14 protein-coding genes are annotated in these 17,773 nt (G+C 64.7%); 4 read left to right on the top strand and 10 right to left on the bottom strand.

Annotated elements, in window-relative coordinates; genetic code table 11:
• Nucleotides 1-11: 11 nt before the first annotated feature.
• The 4 genes from metE to ON21_RS27015 form a co-directional block, all read right to left on the bottom strand.
• Nucleotides 12-2,318 (bottom strand): 5-methyltetrahydropteroyltriglutamate--homocysteine S-methyltransferase, encoded by a 2,307-nt coding sequence (gene metE / locus ON21_RS27000; protein WP_039802235.1) that lies wholly within the window; start codon nt 2,316-2,318, stop codon nt 12-14.
• Between the two features lie 367 nt (nt 2,319-2,685).
• Entirely contained in the window at nt 2,686-3,558 is an 873-nt protein-coding gene (locus tag ON21_RS27005) for a 3-hydroxybutyryl-CoA dehydrogenase (protein ID WP_039802237.1), read from the bottom strand.
• 246 nt (nt 3,559-3,804) lie between these two features.
• Complete coding sequence (aceA, locus tag ON21_RS27010; protein ID WP_039802239.1) at nt 3,805-5,094, bottom strand: isocitrate lyase; 1,290 nt, start codon at nt 5,092-5,094, stop codon at nt 3,805-3,807.
• 858 nt (nt 5,095-5,952) lie between these two features.
• The gene (locus tag ON21_RS27015) at nt 5,953-6,324 is read right to left on the bottom strand and encodes a hypothetical protein (protein ID WP_039802241.1); all 372 of its coding nucleotides are present in this window, start codon (nt 6,322-6,324) and stop codon (nt 5,953-5,955) included.
• Between the two features lie 119 nt (nt 6,325-6,443).
• Between ON21_RS27015 and ON21_RS38735 the strand changes: the two genes are divergently transcribed.
• From ON21_RS38735 to ON21_RS37400, 3 genes are all read left to right on the top strand, one after another.
• Nucleotides 6,444-6,680: a hypothetical protein gene (locus ON21_RS38735; protein ID WP_157170982.1), complete on the top strand. Its 237-nt coding sequence runs from the start codon at nt 6,444-6,446 to the stop codon at nt 6,678-6,680.
• Nucleotides 6,681-6,948: 268 nt separating this feature from the next.
• On the top strand, nt 6,949-7,842 hold the full coding sequence (locus ON21_RS27025; RefSeq protein ID WP_039802244.1) for a helix-turn-helix domain-containing protein: 894 nt from the start codon (nt 6,949-6,951) through the stop codon (nt 7,840-7,842).
• Nucleotides 7,839-8,051 (top strand): DUF397 domain-containing protein, encoded by a 213-nt coding sequence (locus ON21_RS37400; protein ID WP_083880917.1) that lies wholly within the window; start codon nt 7,839-7,841, stop codon nt 8,049-8,051. The genes ON21_RS27025 and ON21_RS37400 overlap by 4 nt, the downstream gene beginning before the upstream one ends.
• Before the next feature lie 88 nt (nt 8,052-8,139).
• Here the strand turns inward: ON21_RS37400 and ON21_RS27030 are convergent, their stop codons facing one another.
• From ON21_RS27030 to ON21_RS27040, 4 genes are all read right to left on the bottom strand, one after another.
• Nucleotides 8,140-9,567 (bottom strand): class I SAM-dependent DNA methyltransferase, encoded by a 1,428-nt coding sequence (locus tag ON21_RS27030; RefSeq protein ID WP_245562746.1) that lies wholly within the window; start codon nt 9,565-9,567, stop codon nt 8,140-8,142.
• A gap of 152 nt (nt 9,568-9,719) precedes the next feature.
• Nucleotides 9,720-10,958 (bottom strand): restriction endonuclease subunit S, encoded by a 1,239-nt coding sequence (locus ON21_RS37405; protein ID WP_157170983.1) that lies wholly within the window; start codon nt 10,956-10,958, stop codon nt 9,720-9,722.
• Nucleotides 10,955-13,711 (bottom strand): type I restriction endonuclease subunit R, encoded by a 2,757-nt coding sequence (locus ON21_RS27035; RefSeq protein WP_039802248.1) that lies wholly within the window; start codon nt 13,709-13,711, stop codon nt 10,955-10,957. Before ON21_RS27035 ends, ON21_RS37405 begins: the two co-directional genes overlap by 4 nt.
• Nucleotides 13,712-14,118: 407 nt before the next feature.
• Nucleotides 14,119-14,964, bottom strand: coding sequence for an alpha/beta hydrolase (locus tag ON21_RS27040; RefSeq protein WP_039802389.1), 846 nt, complete (start codon nt 14,962-14,964; stop codon nt 14,119-14,121).
• Between the two features lie 71 nt (nt 14,965-15,035).
• Between ON21_RS27040 and ON21_RS27045 the strand changes: the two genes are divergently transcribed.
• A complete protein-coding gene (locus tag ON21_RS27045; protein WP_039802251.1) occupies nt 15,036-15,476 on the top strand; it encodes a MarR family winged helix-turn-helix transcriptional regulator in 441 nt (146 codons plus the stop codon).
• A gap of 393 nt (nt 15,477-15,869) precedes the next feature.
• On the opposite strand, the gene puuE is transcribed toward ON21_RS27045, so the two are convergent.
• A complete protein-coding gene (gene puuE, locus ON21_RS27050; RefSeq protein WP_039802252.1) occupies nt 15,870-16,772 on the bottom strand; it encodes an allantoinase PuuE in 903 nt (300 codons plus the stop codon).
• Complete coding sequence (gene alc, locus ON21_RS27055) at nt 16,769-17,746, bottom strand: allantoicase (RefSeq protein WP_039802390.1); 978 nt, start codon at nt 17,744-17,746, stop codon at nt 16,769-16,771. The genes puuE and alc overlap by 4 nt, the downstream gene beginning before the upstream one ends.
• Nucleotides 17,747-17,773: the final 27 nt, after the last annotated feature.

Here is a 17,773-nt window from a genome sequence, read left to right on the forward strand (position 1 = left end):
TCCGCCTCAGCTCACTCGGCGGACTCCACCCGTCTGCGGACACGGCGCGCCGCCGCGACCAGGTTGCGCAGCGACGGCTCGAGCTGCCAGTAGTGCCGGGTCTTCAGGCCGCCGTCCGGGTTGGCCCACAGCCGCTGCGGCGTCACCGCTTCGGCGGCCGCGGTGAGCAATTCGTCCAGCTCGTCGATGTCCGGGATACGCGCGGACCGGCTCTCGTACACGCCGGGGCCGACGCCGTGGCTGAGCCCGTGCCCGGAGGCGTAGTCCTCCTTCAACGCGCGCAGCACCCATTCGATCGAGCGCGTCGCGACGATGGCGGTGACGTCGGCGTCGAGTTCCTCGATCGCCTCGACCACCTCGGCGCGGCCGGAATAGCCGATGTGCGTGTGGATCTGCGTCTCCGCCTGCACCCCCGAGGTGGCCAGGCGGAACGCGCCGATCGCCCAGCGCAGGTACTCGGCGCGGCCCTCCGGCCGCAGCGGCAGCATCTCCCGGATCGCGGGCTCGTCGACCTGGATGATCGCGATGCCCGCCTTCTCCAGATCCACCACCTCGTCGCGGATGGCCAGCGCCACTTGATCGGCGGTCTCGTGCAGCGGCTGGTCCTGCCGCACGAAGGAGCGGGCGATCATGGTGACCGGCCCGGTGACCATGCCCTTGACCGGCTTGTCGGTGAGCGACTGCGCGTAGGTGATCCACTCCACCGACATCGGCGCCGGGCGCGACACGTCGCCGTAGATGATCGGCGGCCGCACACAACGTGATCCGTACACCTGCACCCAGCCGAAGCGGGTGGTCGCGAAACCGTCGAGCAGCTCGGCGAAGTACTGGATCATGTCGTTGCGCTCGTGCTCGCCGTGCACCAGCACGTCCAGGCCGATGTCCTCCTGCAACCGGATCGTCGCCTCGATCTCGGCTTCGATCCGCTTGCGGTACTCCTCGTAGGACAACCGGCCCTCACCGAGTTCGTAGCGCGCCTGGCGGATCCGGTCGGTCTGCGGGAAGGAGCCGAGCGTGGTCGCAGGCACCGGGGGCAGGTTCAGCTTGCGCTGCTGGGCTTCCCTACGCACCTCGTAGGGCTCCCGCGAGCGCATGTCCGAGGTGATCGCGTAGACCCGCTGCCGCACCGCGTGCTTCTGCTTGAAGTGCACCTCGGTCGGCCGCTTGCGCCACTTGTCCGACGGGCCTTCGGTGAGCGCCTTGGCGAGCGAGACCACCTCGCCCACCTTCTGTTTCGCGAACGCGAGCCGGTCGGCGACATGCCCCTCGATGTCGTATTCGACCAGCAGGTCGTAGGGCACGTGCAGCAGTGTGGTCCCGGTCGAGACGACCAGGTCCGGGCACACCTGGGCCAGCTCGTTGAGGTATTCCAGCGTGACGTAGCGGTCGGCGCGCCAGACATTGCGCCCGCTGATCACGCCCGCGTACAAGCGCTTGCGGCGGATGCCGGGCACCTCGGCCAGGTCCTCCGGGCGCATCCGGTGACTGGCGAGGTCGAGGCCGATCGCCTCGACGTTGGTGCTCGCGAGGATGGTCAGCGCTTCGCCGAAATCGCCGTACTGGCCGGTGACCAGGATGCGCGGCCGCAGCGGGGCCTTGCCCAGCCGGTGATAGGTCGTTTCGAACGCGGCCAGTTCGGCGGGTGTGCGCTCGCTGGTGAACGCGGGTTCGTCCAGCTGCACGCAGGTGGCGCCGCGCTTGGCGAGGATCTCGAACAGCTCCTCGTAGACCGGCAGCAGCTTCTCCAGCAAGCTCAGCGTGTCGAATCCGCCCGACTCGCCGGGGATGTGCCCGGCCTTGGACAGCAGCAGCAGCGAGACCGGGCCGAGGACGACCGGGCGCAGTTCGATGCCGACTGCCTTCGCGCGGTCGAATTCGTCCAGCAGCGCCTCCGGGTGCAGCGAGAACTCGGTGTCGGCGTCCACTTCCGGCTGACGGTAGTGGTAGTTCGTGCCGAAGAACCGGACCAGCTCGAGCGGCGGCAGATCCGGACGGCCGCGCGCCATCAGGAAGTAGAAGTCCAGTGGATGCAGGCCCTCGCGATACGGCTCGAATCGCTTGGGCACCGCGCCGAACAACAGCGCGTTGTCCAGCACGTGGTCGTAGAACGAGAAGGTGTTGCCCGGCACCTGGGTCAGTCCGGTGGCGGCCAGCTCGTTGAACTGGGTCTCCTGGATCTCACGGCCGACCGCCAGCAGTTCCTCGCGCTCGAGCGAACCGTGCCAGTAGGCCTCCAACGCCCGCTTGAGCTCGCGGTGCGGCCCGATCCTGGGATAGCCGAGGATGCTGGACCCGTAGCCGTCGGTCACGTTCACCATGAGCGGGATACCTTCTTTCGATCACCTGCGCGGCCCTTGCCGGGATCGACGGATCGATCTCGGCGCTGCGCTCCGGATACCCAGCCGAACCGTCGCCATTGCCCGGCTGTTGTGCAGCTTATGCCGATTGCCGTGCCCGGCTCGGCAACACCGATTTCTGGTCGGCTCCGCATCGAGGTCCGACAGCGCCACCGATCGGGAGCCATCGCCGCGGCGCACCCGCCGACAGTCGTCCGGTGCCCGCTTTCCCGACCATGTCGGGTGCGAGTCTTACGAGCGCCGTTCGCGGCCCGTCTCGCGTCCGAGTGTCCGTTGCGCATGCGCCGCAGGCGCGAGCAGCGGACGCTCGGACGCGAGACTTCGAGATCTAGCGGTTGTTGTACTGGTAGAAGCCCGCGCCGGTCTTCTTTCCGAGCAGTCCCGCCTCGACCATGCGCATCAGCAGCGGAGGAGCCGAGTACAGCGGCTCCTTGAACTCGCCGTACATCGAGTCGGCGATGGACTTCACGGTGTCCAGGCCGACCAGGTCGGTCAGCGCCAGCGGACCCATCGGATGGGCGCAGCCGAGCACCATCGCCTTGTCGACGTCCTCCTTGGTGGCGAAGCCGGACTCGACCATGCGGATCGCCGACAGCAGGTACGGCACCAGCAGCGCGTTGACCACGAAGCCCGAGCGGTCGGCCGAGCGCACGACCTGCTTGCCGAGCACGTCGCCCGCGAAGGCCTCGGCCCGCGTGGAGACCGACTCGCTGGTCTTGAGCGTGGTGACCAGCTCGACGAGCGGCAGCACCGGGACCGGGTTGAAGAAGTGCATGCCGACCACGCGCTCGGGGTTCGCCGTGGCGACCGCGATCTTCATGATCGGGATGGAGGAGGTGTTGGAGGCCAGCACGGCCGAGGGATCGGTGACGACCTTGTCGAGCTCGGCGAAGATGCTCGTCTTCACCTTCTCGTCCTCGAGCACCGCCTCGACCACCAGCTGGCGGTCGGCGAAGTCGCCGAGGTCGGAGGTGAACCGCAGGCGCCAGGCGGCCTGTTCGCGCTCGCGCTCGGTGATCTTGCCGCTGCTCACGCCGCGATCGAGGGACCGGAGGATGCGTGCGCGGCCCGCCGCGGCCAGTTCCCGGGTCTGCTCGTACACCAGTACGTCGACGTGCGCCCTGGCACACACCTCCGCGATTCCCGCGCCCATCTGGCCGGCGCCGATGATGCCGACGCGTTGGATCTTTTCGCTGCTCACGTCCCGCTCCTGCTGGGTTGTCTGGCTCTGGGGTGGCTGGTCTGCGAAGGTGTCGCTCCGGTGTGAGCGCGCCCTTCGATGGTCCAAGGTATAGGGATGCCCTCCCCGCCGGGGCTGTTCAGCGGGGAGGGCAGTACACCCCTACCGGAGTAGAGGATTGTCGGTCTTCACGTCGGGAACCTCACTTCCCTGGTGACCACCTGATGTGTTTTTCGAACGGCCGCGACGAGGCACGGCCGTTACGACTCAGTGGAACTGACCCTCTTCGGTCGAGCCCTTGAGCGCCGCGGTGGAGGTGTTCGGGTCGACGGTGGTGGCGATGGTGTCGAAGTAGCCCGCGCCGACCTCACGCTGGTGCTTGATGGCGGTGAAGCCACGCTCGGCGGCGGCCTTGAACTCGCGCTCCTGCAGGTCGACGAAGGCGGTCATGCCCTCGCGGGCGTAGCCGTAGGCCAGGTCGAACATGCCGTAGTTGAGCGAGTGGAAGCCGGCCAGGGTGATGAACTGGAACTTGAAGCCCATCGCGCCGAGCTCACGCTGGAACTTCGCGATGGTCGCGTCGTCCAGGTGGGCCTTCCAGTTGAAGGAGGGCGAGCAGTTGTAGGCCAGCAGCTGGTCCGGGAACTCGCCGCGGACGGCCTCGGCGAACTTGCGCGCGACCTCGAGGTCCGGCACGCCGGTCTCCATCCAGATGAGGTCGGCGTAGGGGGCGTAGGCCTTGGCACGCGCGATGCAGGGCTCGATGCCGTTCTTCACGCCGAAGAAGCCCTCGGGGGTGCGGGTGCCGTCCAGGAACTCACGGTCGCGCTCGTCCACGTCCGAGGTGATCAGGGTGGCGGCCTCGGCGTCGGTGCGGGCGATGATCACCGACGGCACGTCGGCGACGTCGGCGGCCAGACGCGCGGAGGTCAGGGTGCGGATGTGCTGCTGGGTCGGGATCAGCACCTTGCCGCCCAGGTGGCCGCACTTCTTCTCGGAGGCGAGCTGGTCCTCCCAGTGCACACCGGCGGCGCCGGCGGCGATCATGGCCTTCTGCAGCTCGTAGGCGTTCAGCGCGCCACCGAAGCCGGCCTCGGCGTCGGCGACGATGGGGGCCAGCCAGTTGGAGACGGAGGTGTCGTTCTCGATCTTGGCGATCTCGTCGGCGCGCAGCAGCGCGTTGTTGATGCGGCGGACCACGGCCGGAACCGAGTTGGCCGGGTACAGCGACTGGTCGGGGTAGGTGTGGCCGGACAGGTTCGCGTCACCGGCGACCTGCCAACCCGACAGGTAGATGGCCTTCAGGCCGGCGCGGACCTGCTGGACCGCCTGGTTGCCGGTGAGGGCGCCGAGGGAGTTGATGTAGTCCTCGTTGTTCACGAGATCCCACAGGATCTCCGAGCCGCGGCGGGCGAGGGTGGCCTCCTCGACGACGGTGCCCTGGAGCTTCGACACCTGCTCCGCGGTGTAGTTACGGGTGACGCCCTTCCAGCGGGGGTTGGTGTCCCAATCCTTCTGGATTTCCGCGGCGGTCCTCGGGGTGCCGGTGGTCGACATCTGTGACTCCACTTCTTCGTTCGGTGCTGCCGCCGGTCGAGCTACGAAGCAGCTCGTACTGCTGGAGCGGCAATTTGCAGGCTTGCTAGGCCCTTGGGGTGTACTTCCACACGATGGCACACGAAGAAATAGCCGTCTACCTGTTGTTAGTGTGAATCTAAGCTAGGTTTTCCACCCTCTTTGCTAACCCTGCAAAATTTGCCCTCGAATTGCAGCAGTGCAATCTACCGGCCGGTAGCTCTGACATGGGCTTTTAGCGTAACGCTCGTACTGTTAGCGATCGACGAGCGGTCCCCCTTACCCCGGTGCCGCCATTCCCAACTGTGAGGACCTTCACAAGCTCGCTGTGGCCTACACCACCTCTCGATCACAGGCTCCGATCGCCCGGCCTCCCTCGGTTTTCCGCGATCCCTCCACCCGCCCACCTGCCATGCGCGCTCCGCCCCCATGCGCGCTTTCCAGCCACCCGCAGCCACCCTCATCTGCGCTTCCCAGCCCCATGCGCGCTTCCCGACAACCGTCAGTCGGATTTCTCGGACCATCCCCCTAGCCCGTGCCGTCGCGCGGAGTCCGGCGTGATGCGCCCGGCCGCGATCAACGCCGCGAAGGCGGCGCGTTTGCGGGGACAGTCGTGTTCACGATGCAACTGCATCGCGCGATGAGCGTCCGCGAGCGTCAATGTTCGCCCCGGCCGGTTACACGTCCACGCCTCAGGCCAGGCCACCGGCCGCAACGAACAACGGGTTCGGGCGGCCCCGCGCGTGGGGCCGGGACGGCGCGGCCGGGCGATCGGCCAGACACACGCGATCCCGACCGCGGCGAACGCGCCACTCCCGACCACGGCGAGAACGCTGTGCACTATATGCCAGACGCCCACGGCCGCTCGCCTTCCACAGCACCGCCGTTGTCCGCGTCCGCCGGAGACAGCGCCAACTGCGCGAGCCCGTCGAGCACTTGCCGAAAGGTCGCCACGTTCGGGGCTTCCTCGAGCGCCAGCCCGTGCTCGCTGTTGTCGATAGGGAAAGCGATACCGCGTCGATGAGCCCGCTCTCGCGGGCTGAGCCGCTGCGGCACGATCCGGCCGCTCTGCACCAGCGTGCAGTAGGCGACCCATTTCCAAGCGCACTGCTCGATCCGGCAGGCACGATGACGCCGCATCTGCTGGTGCGCCAGTTCGAGATCAGCGGGCGCGCAGACGCGCGGCGGAGCGACGATCACGTGTCGGTTCATCACGCCGCCCCCGCTCCGACCCTCGGCCCAGCCTGCGCCGACCGCACCCAAGTGCACTGCGGGCAAACGGTTTCCAGATCGAACCCCGCATCACAGACCAACGCGGGCTGGTTGTCCACATGCTCGAGATCGAAAACAACGAGCACTTCGATCTCGAGCCCGCCCGCGATCGTGAGCACGTACCCGATCGGATCATCGACATCGACCGGCGGACGAACCGTGTAGATGTATTGATAGCCGAGCGCGAGAGCATGCCTCTGCACTGCATCGGCATGCCGTGGTGCGTCCGCGCCGGACACGTGATTGCGAACGAGCCCGATCGCCTTCGGCTTACCACCTACCTCGTTCCGCCGTGAAACGGCGCTACGCGCATCTGCCATGGTGCCCCCAGAACCTCGTCGATGTATTGACTTCGGGGCGTCCGGATGACCAGCAGTTCCAGGATGTTTCGGTATGGATGACACCCGAACGCTGTGATCCAGCACACCATCACCCGATACAATGAATCGAGCTGATCTGGGATTCCCAAGTGAACTCGTCCCAACTCGCAGGATCGGTCCCAGATCGCGGTTGCGGAGCGTTCCAACTCCGCCTTCCATCAATCCCGAATCTGCAGGGGGTGCAATGAACTCGACTGGGGAAGACGAGGCCTCAACCCTGCCCAGGCGACAGCTTGGGCGGTTTCTTCGCGAGACGCGTGAGGGACAGGGGCTCGCAATCGACCAAGCCGCGAAGCTGGCCGAACTGAGCAAGAGCGGACTGCACCGCATCGAGACAGCGCAAGTAGCCAAAGTGAAGATTCGCGAGGTCAAAGCCCTCTGCGAGGTCTACGGTGTGAACCCCCCGGACACTCGCCGCGCGGTGGAACTCGCCGAACAAGCGCAACTCAAGGGCTGGTACACGGCTTTCGGGGGCCTGTTCACCGACACCTTCAATATGTACGTCGGACTCGAGGCGTCTGCACGTCGACTGGTCATTTATCACGAGCAGATTCCAGGGCTACTGCAAACGGCCTCCTATGCGCGAGCGGTGATCAGCGCGTTCTACGCGGATGACGCACCGGAACACATCGATCGGCGCGTAGAACTTCGAATGAAGAGGCAGGCGATCGTCACTCGCAAGTCTCGCCCCCTCGAGCTGGAGGTTTTGCTGCACGAATCGGCGCTGCACCGGGTCATCGGTTGTCCGCGAGTCATGGCGGCTCAGCTGCGGCATCTGGCCGAGATGAGCAAGCTGCCGAATGTCACCGTGCGCGTGCACCCATATACCGCTGGCATGGTTTGGGGCATCCTGCACGGCCAGTTCGTTGTCCTCGACTTCGGCGTCGATCACAAGGGACGACCTGCAGAGCCGCCGATCGTCTTCCTCGAAGGCGGCCCAAGTGCGGACGTTTACCTCGAAAAGACGGACGAAGTGCGGAAGTACTATGAACTCGCTGCGGCCATCCGGACGTCGTCGCTGGATGAAACCAGATCGCGAGACCTGCTGAGGCGGGTAGCAAGGAGCTACGAGGCGTGAAGACCGACCTATCCGGGGGGAAGTGGTTCAAAAGCAGCCACAGCGAGAGCGGGGGCCAATGTGTCGAGGTCGCCTGGCTGGGCAATACCCATGTCGGCATCCGCGACTCCAAGAAATCCACTGGCCCGGCCCTAGTCTTCACACTTGGCGAGTGGGACGCCTTTACTGCAGCCGTTCGACACGGACAGTTCAGCCGGCCAGCCGGATAGCAGCTCCGGACGACCGCCACGAGTGGCACATGAGCGAGAGCCCTTCTCGCGTTTGCCGCAGGCTTGTGCCACTCGTGGCGAGAGATGGTCAATCCCTGAAGATTACAGGTGCGGCACCCGGCTCCAATGCGGAGGCGATCGCCTCGAACTCGGCAAGGGCGGCGGTCAGGTCTTCGACGATCTCGCGGGCGATGATCTCTGGTGCCGGCAGGTTGTCGCTGTCTTCGAGCGAGTCGTCACGCAGCCAGGTGATGTTGAGGTTGGTTTTGTCACGGGCGCAGATTTCGTCATAGGTGAACGACTTCCAGCGCTCCGACTCGACACGCTCGGCGCGGTCCTTGCCAGGCAGGTAAGCGGAGACGAAGTCATCGAGGTGGTGTCTACGTAGCGGGTTCTGCTTGAGGGTGAAGTGCTGGTTGGTGCGCAGGTCGTACACCCACAATCTGCTGGTCCAGGGCTCTTCGGCCGCGGGCTTTTTGTCGAAGAACAACACGTTGGCGTTGACATTCTGGGCGTAGAAGATGCCGGTCGGCAACCGCAGGATGGTGTGCAGGTCGAAATCGTTCAGCAGCTTCCGCCGCAGGGTCTCACCAGCACCGCCCTCGAACAACACATTGTCGGGCAACACAACGGCGGCACGGCCGTTCATGTCGAGGATCGTCATGATGTGCTGCAGGAAGTTGAGCTGCTTATTACTCGTGGTGACAACAAAATCCGAACGCTCGATCTCGCGATCCTCCCGGACCTCCCGCCCATCAGCCCCGACCATCGTCAGTGACGACTTGCGTCCGAAAGGCGGATTCGACAGTACGATGCTCCACCTCTGCCCGGGATCGGCGATAAGAGCATCTCGGACCTCGATGAGGGAATCACCGTTCGGGGTGCCGATTCCGTGCAGCAACAAATTCATTGCGGCCAGGCGAGCCGTACCGTCGACCAGCTCGAACCCGGTGGCGAAATCGTCACGCAGATGGGCACGCTTGGCCGGTGTGAGGTTTTCGGCGCCGCGGGAGGCATGTTCGTGAGCGACAAGCAGGAAGCCACCGGTGCCGCAGGCCGGATCAACAACGGTGTCGGTGGGCTTCGGGTCGATGACATCGACGATTCCGGTGATCAACTCGCGCGGGGTGAAGTACTGCCCCGCGCCGGAGCCCTTGTCGGAAGCACCCTTGGAAAGCAACTCCTCGTAAGCATCCCCCTTGAGATCGGTGCCGGATGCAGACCAGTTCTCCCGATCAATGAGGTCGACGATGAGCCTCTTCAGTTTCGCCGGATCCTGAATCCGATTCTGTGCCTTGCGAAAGATCGTGCCCAGCGTGCCGGGCTGCTCCGCCAGACCCACCAGAATCTGCGTGTAAGCCACCTCGAGCGCGGTGCCTTCGGCATCCAACAGCTTCTGCCAGGAGTATTCTGCCGGAACGACCCGCTGGGGATTCAGCCTGCGAGTTTCTCTCTCGTGCGCCATCTTCAAGAACAGCAGGTAGGTGAGCTGCTCGGTGTACTCGATGACGCCCACGCCATCATCCCTCAGGACGTGGCAGTAGGACCACAGTTTTTCTACAAGGCGGCGGGACTCGGTCATAATTGAACAGTCTCCCAGGTACTAGATGCCGATCAGGCGACACGCTGGCCGCCGGAGGATGGAATACAGCCAGAGCCTGCTGGTGGTTACGCGAGGATCAGTTCCGCTGCTGCGGCGAAGTCCGAGTTGTGACCGGACAGTCGGCCCGAGAAGGCGGCAGTGAGGAGCGCATGGCGAAGGGCATCTGCGTGGGCGATTGCAGTCTTCCGATGCCGATCGAGTCGAGCAACTGCTACGCGGAGGCCGTAAACCCGCTTCACGAGCGCAACCTGATCCCCCATGCTGGGTAGTGGGAGTTGCACGGCTCCGAGGTCTCTTTGATTGACCTTAAATATGCCAGCCGTGGTTCGTGCGATATTCTCGATCTGCTTCCGCACCATCGGGGAATTCCACACAAGCGCGAGATACTCGGCTGATATTTTGCTGACATCGGGGCGAGCCCGAACCAAAGTATCGGGGAACGCAACTGGATCGGGAGTTTGATCGACGAGACCACCCCGACCAACTAGGCGAAGGCTTCCATTGCCGCGCGAAATCAAAAAGTCGCCGCGCTGCACCAGCCAACGCTGGGCTTCATTTTGTGTCCACGCGCCATCTTTGCGTTCACTCAGATCGATTCGGTCCCCCTGAAGGGCGGTGAGACGCAGGACCGGGAATCCACCTTCAAGAGACGGAACCGACCGCCCGTTCGCCAGCGGTACTGTAAGAAGGCCTGCGAGCGGGCATAGCGAGAAACTGATGTCTTCGAGTGCGGAACTGAGCAGCCGCTCATGCAGTCTTTCGGTACGGGATGCCGCTGTAGCTAGATATCCGCAGCCCGCGTCGATATGGGAGAGGTAATCTTCGAGGACTTGGACAATACGATACTGTTCAGCGAGAGATGGAAGCGGAACAGGTACTTGGCGAAGTTTTTGTTGAGGAAGGTGCGCAATCGCGGAACCGGTCGACAGGCTCGCGAGAGTACCATTGCGTGAATAGTATTCGAGCAAGTAGCGCAAGTACCGAGTATCGAGAGCCGCGCTGGGGCGTACTCGGTGAAGCGCTTTCTGGTAGGCGAGGTACTCGGTACGACCGTGCCAAATCGCACAGCGTCCAACTTCGCCGCCCTCGCACACAAGAAGATCGCCTTCCTCCACGGCGAAACGCTCACGTTCCTCGTCTGCCATTTCCATCGTTAGGAGGTCCGAAGTGTCGATCCGGCCCCACTGAACGTTGATGTTGCGGAGATAAGGAACGTGCGGCAGCCCTTGAGATTTGCCATTATCGAGCATCTTGCCGAGAGCCGTGTCTGCCACCTCGCCCAGCGCAACAATCGGCCAATTCACGCTGTCAGCTCCGTGTTCAGCTCGTCGATGAGGTCGGCGGCGCGATCGCCGAGGTCGCGCAACGCACCGTCGGTACCGCCTCGTTCGGTGAATGGAGCGTCGTCAAGGTCTTCTGGGGAGATCCCCGCCGAGGCTGCTATCACCGACACCATGCGGTCCAGCCACCACCTTTCCGTTTCGTTGAACACAACTCCGGCTTGCTCCTGCTGAGCGAGCCACCCGGCGTACCGCTGCCGAACCCGATCAGCGTAGGGGACGAGTTCGTCGTCGACGCCGACGGTGTAGCGGACCAGGGAGACCAGGTCGGTCAGGGTGCGGTGGCTGCTGCGCGCACCGTCGCCGACGCGGACTTCCAGCGCGCTGTACGCGTTCCAGATGATGTCGGGTGTCCAGTTGTGCGGTGGACGGGCGATGCGGTCGGCGAGTTCCTGAATGTCTCGGAAGGATGCGCGGCGGTCGCGGGCTTCGGACAGCAACTGGATGGCGGTGATCTCGTCGCGATGTTCGTCTAGGTACGCGCGCCAAGATTCGACAACCGAGCGGGCACGAGAGGTGTCGACGACGCCGTGCGCGTCGAGCAGCACGTCTCGACTCACCTCGTCGATGATCCGATCATGCGCGCGGCGGAGTTCGAGTATGCGGTTGCGCAACTCGGGGTTGGCGGCGATCGGCTCGATCGCGCGGTCCAACAGGTCCGACACTGCCATGCCGTTCTCAATCGCCTCGGCCTGGATGTCAGGATTGACTGCGTCCACCAGTCCGCGGACGATGTCGCGCACCGTTCCACCAGCAACCTCGTCGAGTTCGGTCCGTTCTGCATCGGTCAGATCGAGTTCGAGTTTGGCGAGGCGAGCGGCGAGAGTTGCGGTCTCGTCCTCGGTGAGAGTAAGCGCGGCTGCTTTGTCCAGGAGTTTCTTCAGCGACGCCTTGCGGTCGCGATTCAAGGGCGGTTCGACGAAGACGTGTTCGGTGACTCCGATGGCATCAACGATCACGAAGCGAGTCTTAGCGGTGGCATCTGGGGTCACTGCCCGGTAGTCCGCAGTCGAGATTGTCCGAGCGCCACGACCCTTCATCTGCTCGAAGTACTGCGCCGATCGCACATCACGCATGAAGAACACGCATTCGAGCGGCTTCACGTCGGTGCCGGTAGCGATCATGTCGACCGTGACAGCGATACGCAGAAATTGGCTGGTGCGGAACGCTCGTAAGTGCCCCTTCGCGTCGCGGGTACTGTAGGTTATCTTCGCGGCGAAATCATTCCCCTTGCCGAATACCTCTCGGACAATCGTCACGATCTCCTCAGCGTGGGCATCATCCTTGGCGAAGATCAACGTCTTGGGCACTGTCGTACGACCCGGGAAGATCTCGGTGAACAGCCTGTCCCGGAATGTTTCCAGCACGGTGCGGATCTGCGACTTGCTGGTGACGGCACGATCGAGCTGGCGGGCGGTGTAATCTACATCGTCATCGAGTGCTTCGAGCCTTTCCGCACGGGTACGCCGATCAACCTTTGGCACCACTGTTCCGGCTTCGATGTGGGAGCCCTGCTCACTGATCTCAGTGCGAATCCGATAGATTTCGAAATCGACGTTCACGGAATCGGCCACAGACTGGGGGTACGTATACTCCGAGACGAGGTTCTGTTCGAAGAATCCGAACGTCTGCTTCCCTGGCGTTGCGGTCAGGCCCACAATATGTGCGTCGAAGTAACGCAGAACTCCCTGCCACACACCATAGATCGAACGATGCGCTTCGTCGACGATGATGAGATCGAATGTCTCCGGCGGCAGTTCCCCGTTGTATGAAACAGTTACGGGTGCATCGGGGATGTAGTCGTCCAGGCTGGGGTCATCGACATCGGTAACTTCTTCACCACGCAGGAATTTAAACACCCGCTGGATGGTCGAGACGACCACATTGGATGATCCCAGTAACCCGGCCTTGGTGAGCTTGTCGACATTATATATCTCGGTAAACCGGCGGCCGTCGCCGGGCGTGCGGTAGTTCTGGAACTCCGCAAGGGTCTGGTCAGCGAGATTGTTGCGATCGACCAGGAACAGGATACGGACGAACCCACCGTACTTGAGCAGTCGGTATGACTGCGTCACCGCTGTGTACGTCTTCCCCGCTCCCGTGGCCATCTGCACCAGACTGCGCTTGTAACGCTGCTGCGCCAAACTCCGCTCGACGCCTCGGATCGCCTCGATCTGCGCCGGTCGCAAACGCGACGTATCCAACTCGGGAAGCGAGCGAACCTTACCCCGCCAAGTGGGTGCTTCGCGGCAAGCCTCAGCGTCTCTCAGAACCCGCGCCAGCGTCGCAGGCTTGGGGAAGTGGAAGAGCGCGCGAGAGCGGGGTTCGGGGTCGTATCCATTGGTGAAGTGGAGTTCGGTGCCACTCGACTCGAAGACGAACGGTAATCGGCCGTCGACCGTCAGCGCCTTCAATCGAACCTCCGGCGGCAGTCCCTCGGCGTACATCGCCGACTGCCACTCCACCCCGGACAAGGGCGTCCCAGTAGGTTTGGCCTCGATGACGCCGACCGCCTTCTTGCCAACGTAAAGCAGATAGTCCGCGCGGCCGTGCCCCCGCGCCATAACGGCCTCGCGCACCGCGACCCCCTGCGCAGCGAACAGGTTGAGGGCACGCCGGTCTTGAACCACCCAGCCCGCGGCGGCGAGCTGAGAGTCGATCAGCACCCGGGCACGCTGCTCCGCGGCCAGATGCTGTTCCGCGGCAATGTCATTCATAGAAGTCGAAGATATCGGATAGCAACAGCATCTAATAGGTTCAAGTTGAGCAGATTACGCGGCGCAGGAGCAACGCGCCTGAATCCGTGCGCGGTTGCGATGTCTTCATCTGGTGGCGATGAGTCCGTTATGCAGACCAAGCAGTCGGCTTTGCGAACGGATGTTCGCCAGACGGGCTGATAACGTTCAGCGATTTCGGTACTCGACACGGCGTTCGACCCGCGCACGAGCTACCGACCGGGTCATCACATCAATCGATGAGAATCGCATCGGGCTCGCCGGTGGCGCGCCCGATGCGGATTGCGTGCACATCATAGCGCTCCTGTCACTCGGCACATAATCGCTCGTGATGTGCGCGGCCTACGCCTAAGACAACCAGCACGAACCCGGTCTCGCGTGTCTGTCGCCTAACGGCAACACCCCTCTTCCGCGAGGATTACGCGAATGCGCGCATCCCATCCCGCCGGATGCGTCAGATTCCCGTTGTGCCCGCCGGGAAATTCCACCACCGACACGCCGCGCAGTGCCGCCAGCTCGTGGGCGGCCTTGCAATCGAAGACATGCTGCGGGGTGGTGCGCCCGCAGGCCGGGACGATGCGCACCGGCGAGTGCAGCAAGGCCGCGACGTCGAGGTGGTCGGCGCGGATCGCGGCGAAGTCGTGCCCGAGGAAGTATTCGAAATTCGCGGCGCGCTCGGGACCGAGCGGCGGTGCGGTCACGCCGGGTTCGCGATCCTGGCTGTTCGGATCGATCCCCAGCGTCCGCACCATCGGAGCGAGTGCCGCCTGCCAGCCGAGCTCGGCGAACACCTGCTCGCAGTGTTCGAGTTCGCCCATTTGGGTGGCGCGGTCGGCGGCGGCGAGCAGCCACGGCGTGACGGGCTCGTGCGCGATGAGAGTGTGCAGCCGGCCCGGGTGCTCGACCGCCAGATGCAGTCCGATGGCCGCGCCCATGCTGCAACCCAGCATTGCCACGGGCTCGTCGGTCAACGTCGAGAGCAGGCGGTTGACATCGTCGGCGTGCGTCGCGACCGAGGCGGGCACACCGGGATCGCGAATGATGCTGCGGGACAGGCCGCGGCGGTCGTAGGTGACGACGGTGAAACGCCGCTCCAGATGACCGACCAGATCTTCGCCGCGCCGCGCGTCCCCCTCTCCGCTCTGCCCGATCAGCAGCATCGGGCCGCTGCCGCGAACTTCGTAGTACAGGTCGGCGCCGGGGACTTCGAGAGTGCCGGTGGAAATCGTGTTCATGCCGACCACGATAATCCATCAATTTAGATACATCAACTCTGATGCATCTAGTTTGATGTAAAATCCTCGTCGTGGACGGAGTCGAACTGTTCCTGCTGGGCCGGGCATTGATGAAGATCGGCGAGGAGGCGTTGCCGGCGGCCGGACTCGGCGGCGGGCACCGCCCCGTGCTCGTCGTGTCGAGCGACATCCTCGAGCACCCGGACAGCACCGTTGGCGAAATCGCCACCCGCACCGGACTACCGCAAAGCGCGGTATCCACCGCCGTCGCCCGGCTCAAGGAAACCGGCGCGGTCACCTCCACGGTCGACCCACGCGACCGCAGGCGCACCCTGATCCGCGCGGCCGACCAAGCCTCCCCGCGAGTCGCCGAAGTGCGAGCGACACCCGTGGACGAAGCGGTCGCGGCGGCGCTGCCCGACAACGACCCGGCCGCCGTACGCGAGGTACTCGACGCCCTCACTACCCTCACCCGCCACCTACGTCCCCGCGAACACCGCGCCGCCCCCTGACACCCACCCGACCAGTGCGACGAGTGGCACATCAGCGAGCGTCTTCTCGCGTTTCGCCCAGCCATGTGCCACTCGTGGGCGGGTCAGGGGAGGTAGACGCAGCCGCCCATGCCGAGGTAGCTGCGGATGGAGCAGATCAGGTTGTTCACCGTTTTGCCGGAGCCGGAGGAGGAACCCGTGCTGGGCGTCTCGGCGATCGCGGCGGGTGCGGTGGCCGCGGTCGGCGAGGACCAGGTTCAGCACTTGACCCCTGACGCCACGAAGCCTACGAATCACCGAATGCCCGACACAGACCGCACTTTTCAGGGGTCGCGCTGTCTCCGCGCACGGCTCAGCCTCCGGCGTAGCGGAAAGTCGATTGCTGTCGGCGATCCGGCTTGCCGGTTCGGCCGTTCAGGACGACGCGGGCGGGGGGTGGACCGCGTGCCAGTGGCGGGCGATGTCGATGCGGCGGGTGATCCAGACCTGGTCGTAGGACTGGATGTGGTCGAGTAGGCGTTCCAAGGCGGCGGTGCGGGCGGGGCGGCCGATGAGGCGGCAGTGCAGGCCGATGGACAGCATCTTGGGGGCGCCCTCCGCCCCCTCGCGGTAGAGCACGTCGAAGGCGTCTCGGACGTGCGCGAAGAATTGCTCGCCGGTGGGGAAACCGGCGGGTGAGGCGAATCGCATGTCGTTGGTGTCCAAGGTGTAGGGCACGACCAAGTGGTCGTGGTCGTGCACGCGCACCCAATAGGGCAGGTCGTCGGCGTAGGAATCGGCGTCGTAGACGAAGCCGCCGTGCTCGACCACCAGCTCCCTGGTGTTCGGCGAATCGCGGCCGGTGTACCAGCCCAGCGGTGCCGAGCCGGTCAGTTCGGTCAAGATGCGCACCGCCTCGGCCATGTGCGCGCGCTCGGTGTCGCGGTCGGTGAGCTGATAGGACTTCCAGCGCAAGCCGTGGCAGGCGATCTCGTGGCCCAGTTCGCGGAAGGCCGCCACCGCCTCCGGGTTGCGCTGCATGGCACGGGCTACGGCGAAGATCGTCAACGGCAACCCGCGTCTTTCGAAGACGCGCAGCACCCGCCACAGGCCGGCACGCGAGCCGTACTCGTAGAGCGACTCCATGCTCATATGGCGGTTCGGAAATGCCTCGGCGGGAGTCATTTCCGACAGGAACGTCTCGGAGAACTCGTCACCGTCGAGAACGTTGTTCTCGCCGCCCTCTTCGTAGTTGAGCACGAACTGGACCGCGATTCGCGCCTCCCCCGGCCACTTCGGGTCCGGCGGACGCGGGCCATAGCCGACGAAATCCCTCATGCGCCGAGCTCGCCGTACAGCCGCAGCCGCGCCATGCCGCCATCCGGATAGATGTCCAAGCGCACCTCTTCCACCGAGGCGGCCATCGGCGCGATCGGGAACCGGTGCCTGGTGTCGGGTTGCAGTGCTGTGCGCGGCAACAGCTCCAGCTCGGTGCCGTCGTTGGTGCGCCCGGTCAGCCGGGCCGCGCCAGGACTGTTGCCGAGGAAGTAGGACGTGTCCAGCTCGGCGAGCCGGATCAGTCCAGGTCCGGCCAGGCGGATGCGCACCCAGTCGTTGCCGTCGTCCCGACGGCGTGCGGTCTCCCAGCCCTCACCCATGGAGCGCGCCCGGCCCGGGTACAGCAACTGGTTCGGCGAACTGTAGAAGCGATTGGAGCAGTCCAGCACCAGCGCGCCGTTCTCCAACGCGGCCAGATCCAAGGGGCCGAGGCCGAGCAGGCGCGGATCGGGTCGTCCCTCGCCGTGCACCCGCAATCTCGCCACGCCACCGTCGGGGTGCATGGTGAGCTTCACGTGGGTCCAGCGCTTCTCGTTCTCGACGGCGAACAAGTTGCGGCTGTCGCCCGTTACCGGCGAGCGATCGACCAGCATCACCCAATCGTCGCGCGCGGCGATGGTTTCCGCGGGCGGATAGTCCTCGATCTCCAGCGCGGACACCGAGACGGCGGGCGGGTAGTTGCCCTTGAACCACGCCGTGTCCACCACGATCCCGCGGATCACGCCCGGCACCCCCAGCCGCACGATCGCGGAGTCGTCGCCGGGCTGCCCGCGGTGCCGACGAGTCTCCCAGCCGTCGTAGATCTGCCCTTTGTGCCCGAAGTCGGACGGCCGGTATCGGGCGGGCCCCGGGTTGATCAAATTCTCCTTCTCCGCGAAGAAATCGTCGTTCGCCCAGATCACCGCGCCGCCGAGCGGCCGGACCGCCAGATCGGGCAGCAGCAAGAACTCTTCGTCGTCGCCCCGGTCGCGCATCGCGTCTCCTGTGTCGTGCGGGGTCGT

The organism is Nocardia araoensis NBRC 100135, from assembly GCF_000308435.1.
GTDB lineage: Bacteria > Actinomycetota > Actinomycetes > Mycobacteriales > Mycobacteriaceae > Nocardia > Nocardia araoensis.

Excerpts from the sequence above, each read along its gene's own strand:
- metE (WP_039802235.1), bottom strand. The coding sequence starts at position 2,318 with ATGGTGAACGTGACCGACGGCTACGGGTCCAGCATCCTCGGCTATCCC.
- aceA (WP_039802239.1), bottom strand. The coding sequence starts at position 5,094 with ATGTCGACCACCGGCACCCCGAGGACCGCCGCGGAAATCCAGAAGGAT.
- ON21_RS27015 (WP_039802241.1), bottom strand. The coding sequence starts at position 6,324 with ATGAACCGACACGTGATCGTCGCTCCGCCGCGCGTCTGCGCGCCCGCT.
- ON21_RS38735 (WP_157170982.1), top strand. The coding sequence starts at position 6,444 with ATGCTCGAGATCGAAAACAACGAGCACTTCGATCTCGAGCCCGCCCGC.
- ON21_RS27025 (WP_039802244.1), top strand. The coding sequence starts at position 6,949 with ATGAACTCGACTGGGGAAGACGAGGCCTCAACCCTGCCCAGGCGACAG.
- ON21_RS27035 (WP_039802248.1), bottom strand. The coding sequence starts at position 13,711 with ATGAATGACATTGCCGCGGAACAGCATCTGGCCGCGGAGCAGCGTGCC.
- ON21_RS27040 (WP_039802389.1), bottom strand. The coding sequence starts at position 14,964 with ATGAACACGATTTCCACCGGCACTCTCGAAGTCCCCGGCGCCGACCTG.
- puuE (WP_039802252.1), bottom strand. The coding sequence starts at position 16,772 with ATGAGGGATTTCGTCGGCTATGGCCCGCGTCCGCCGGACCCGAAGTGG.
- alc (WP_039802390.1), bottom strand. The coding sequence starts at position 17,746 with ATGCGCGACCGGGGCGACGACGAAGAGTTCTTGCTGCTGCCCGATCTG.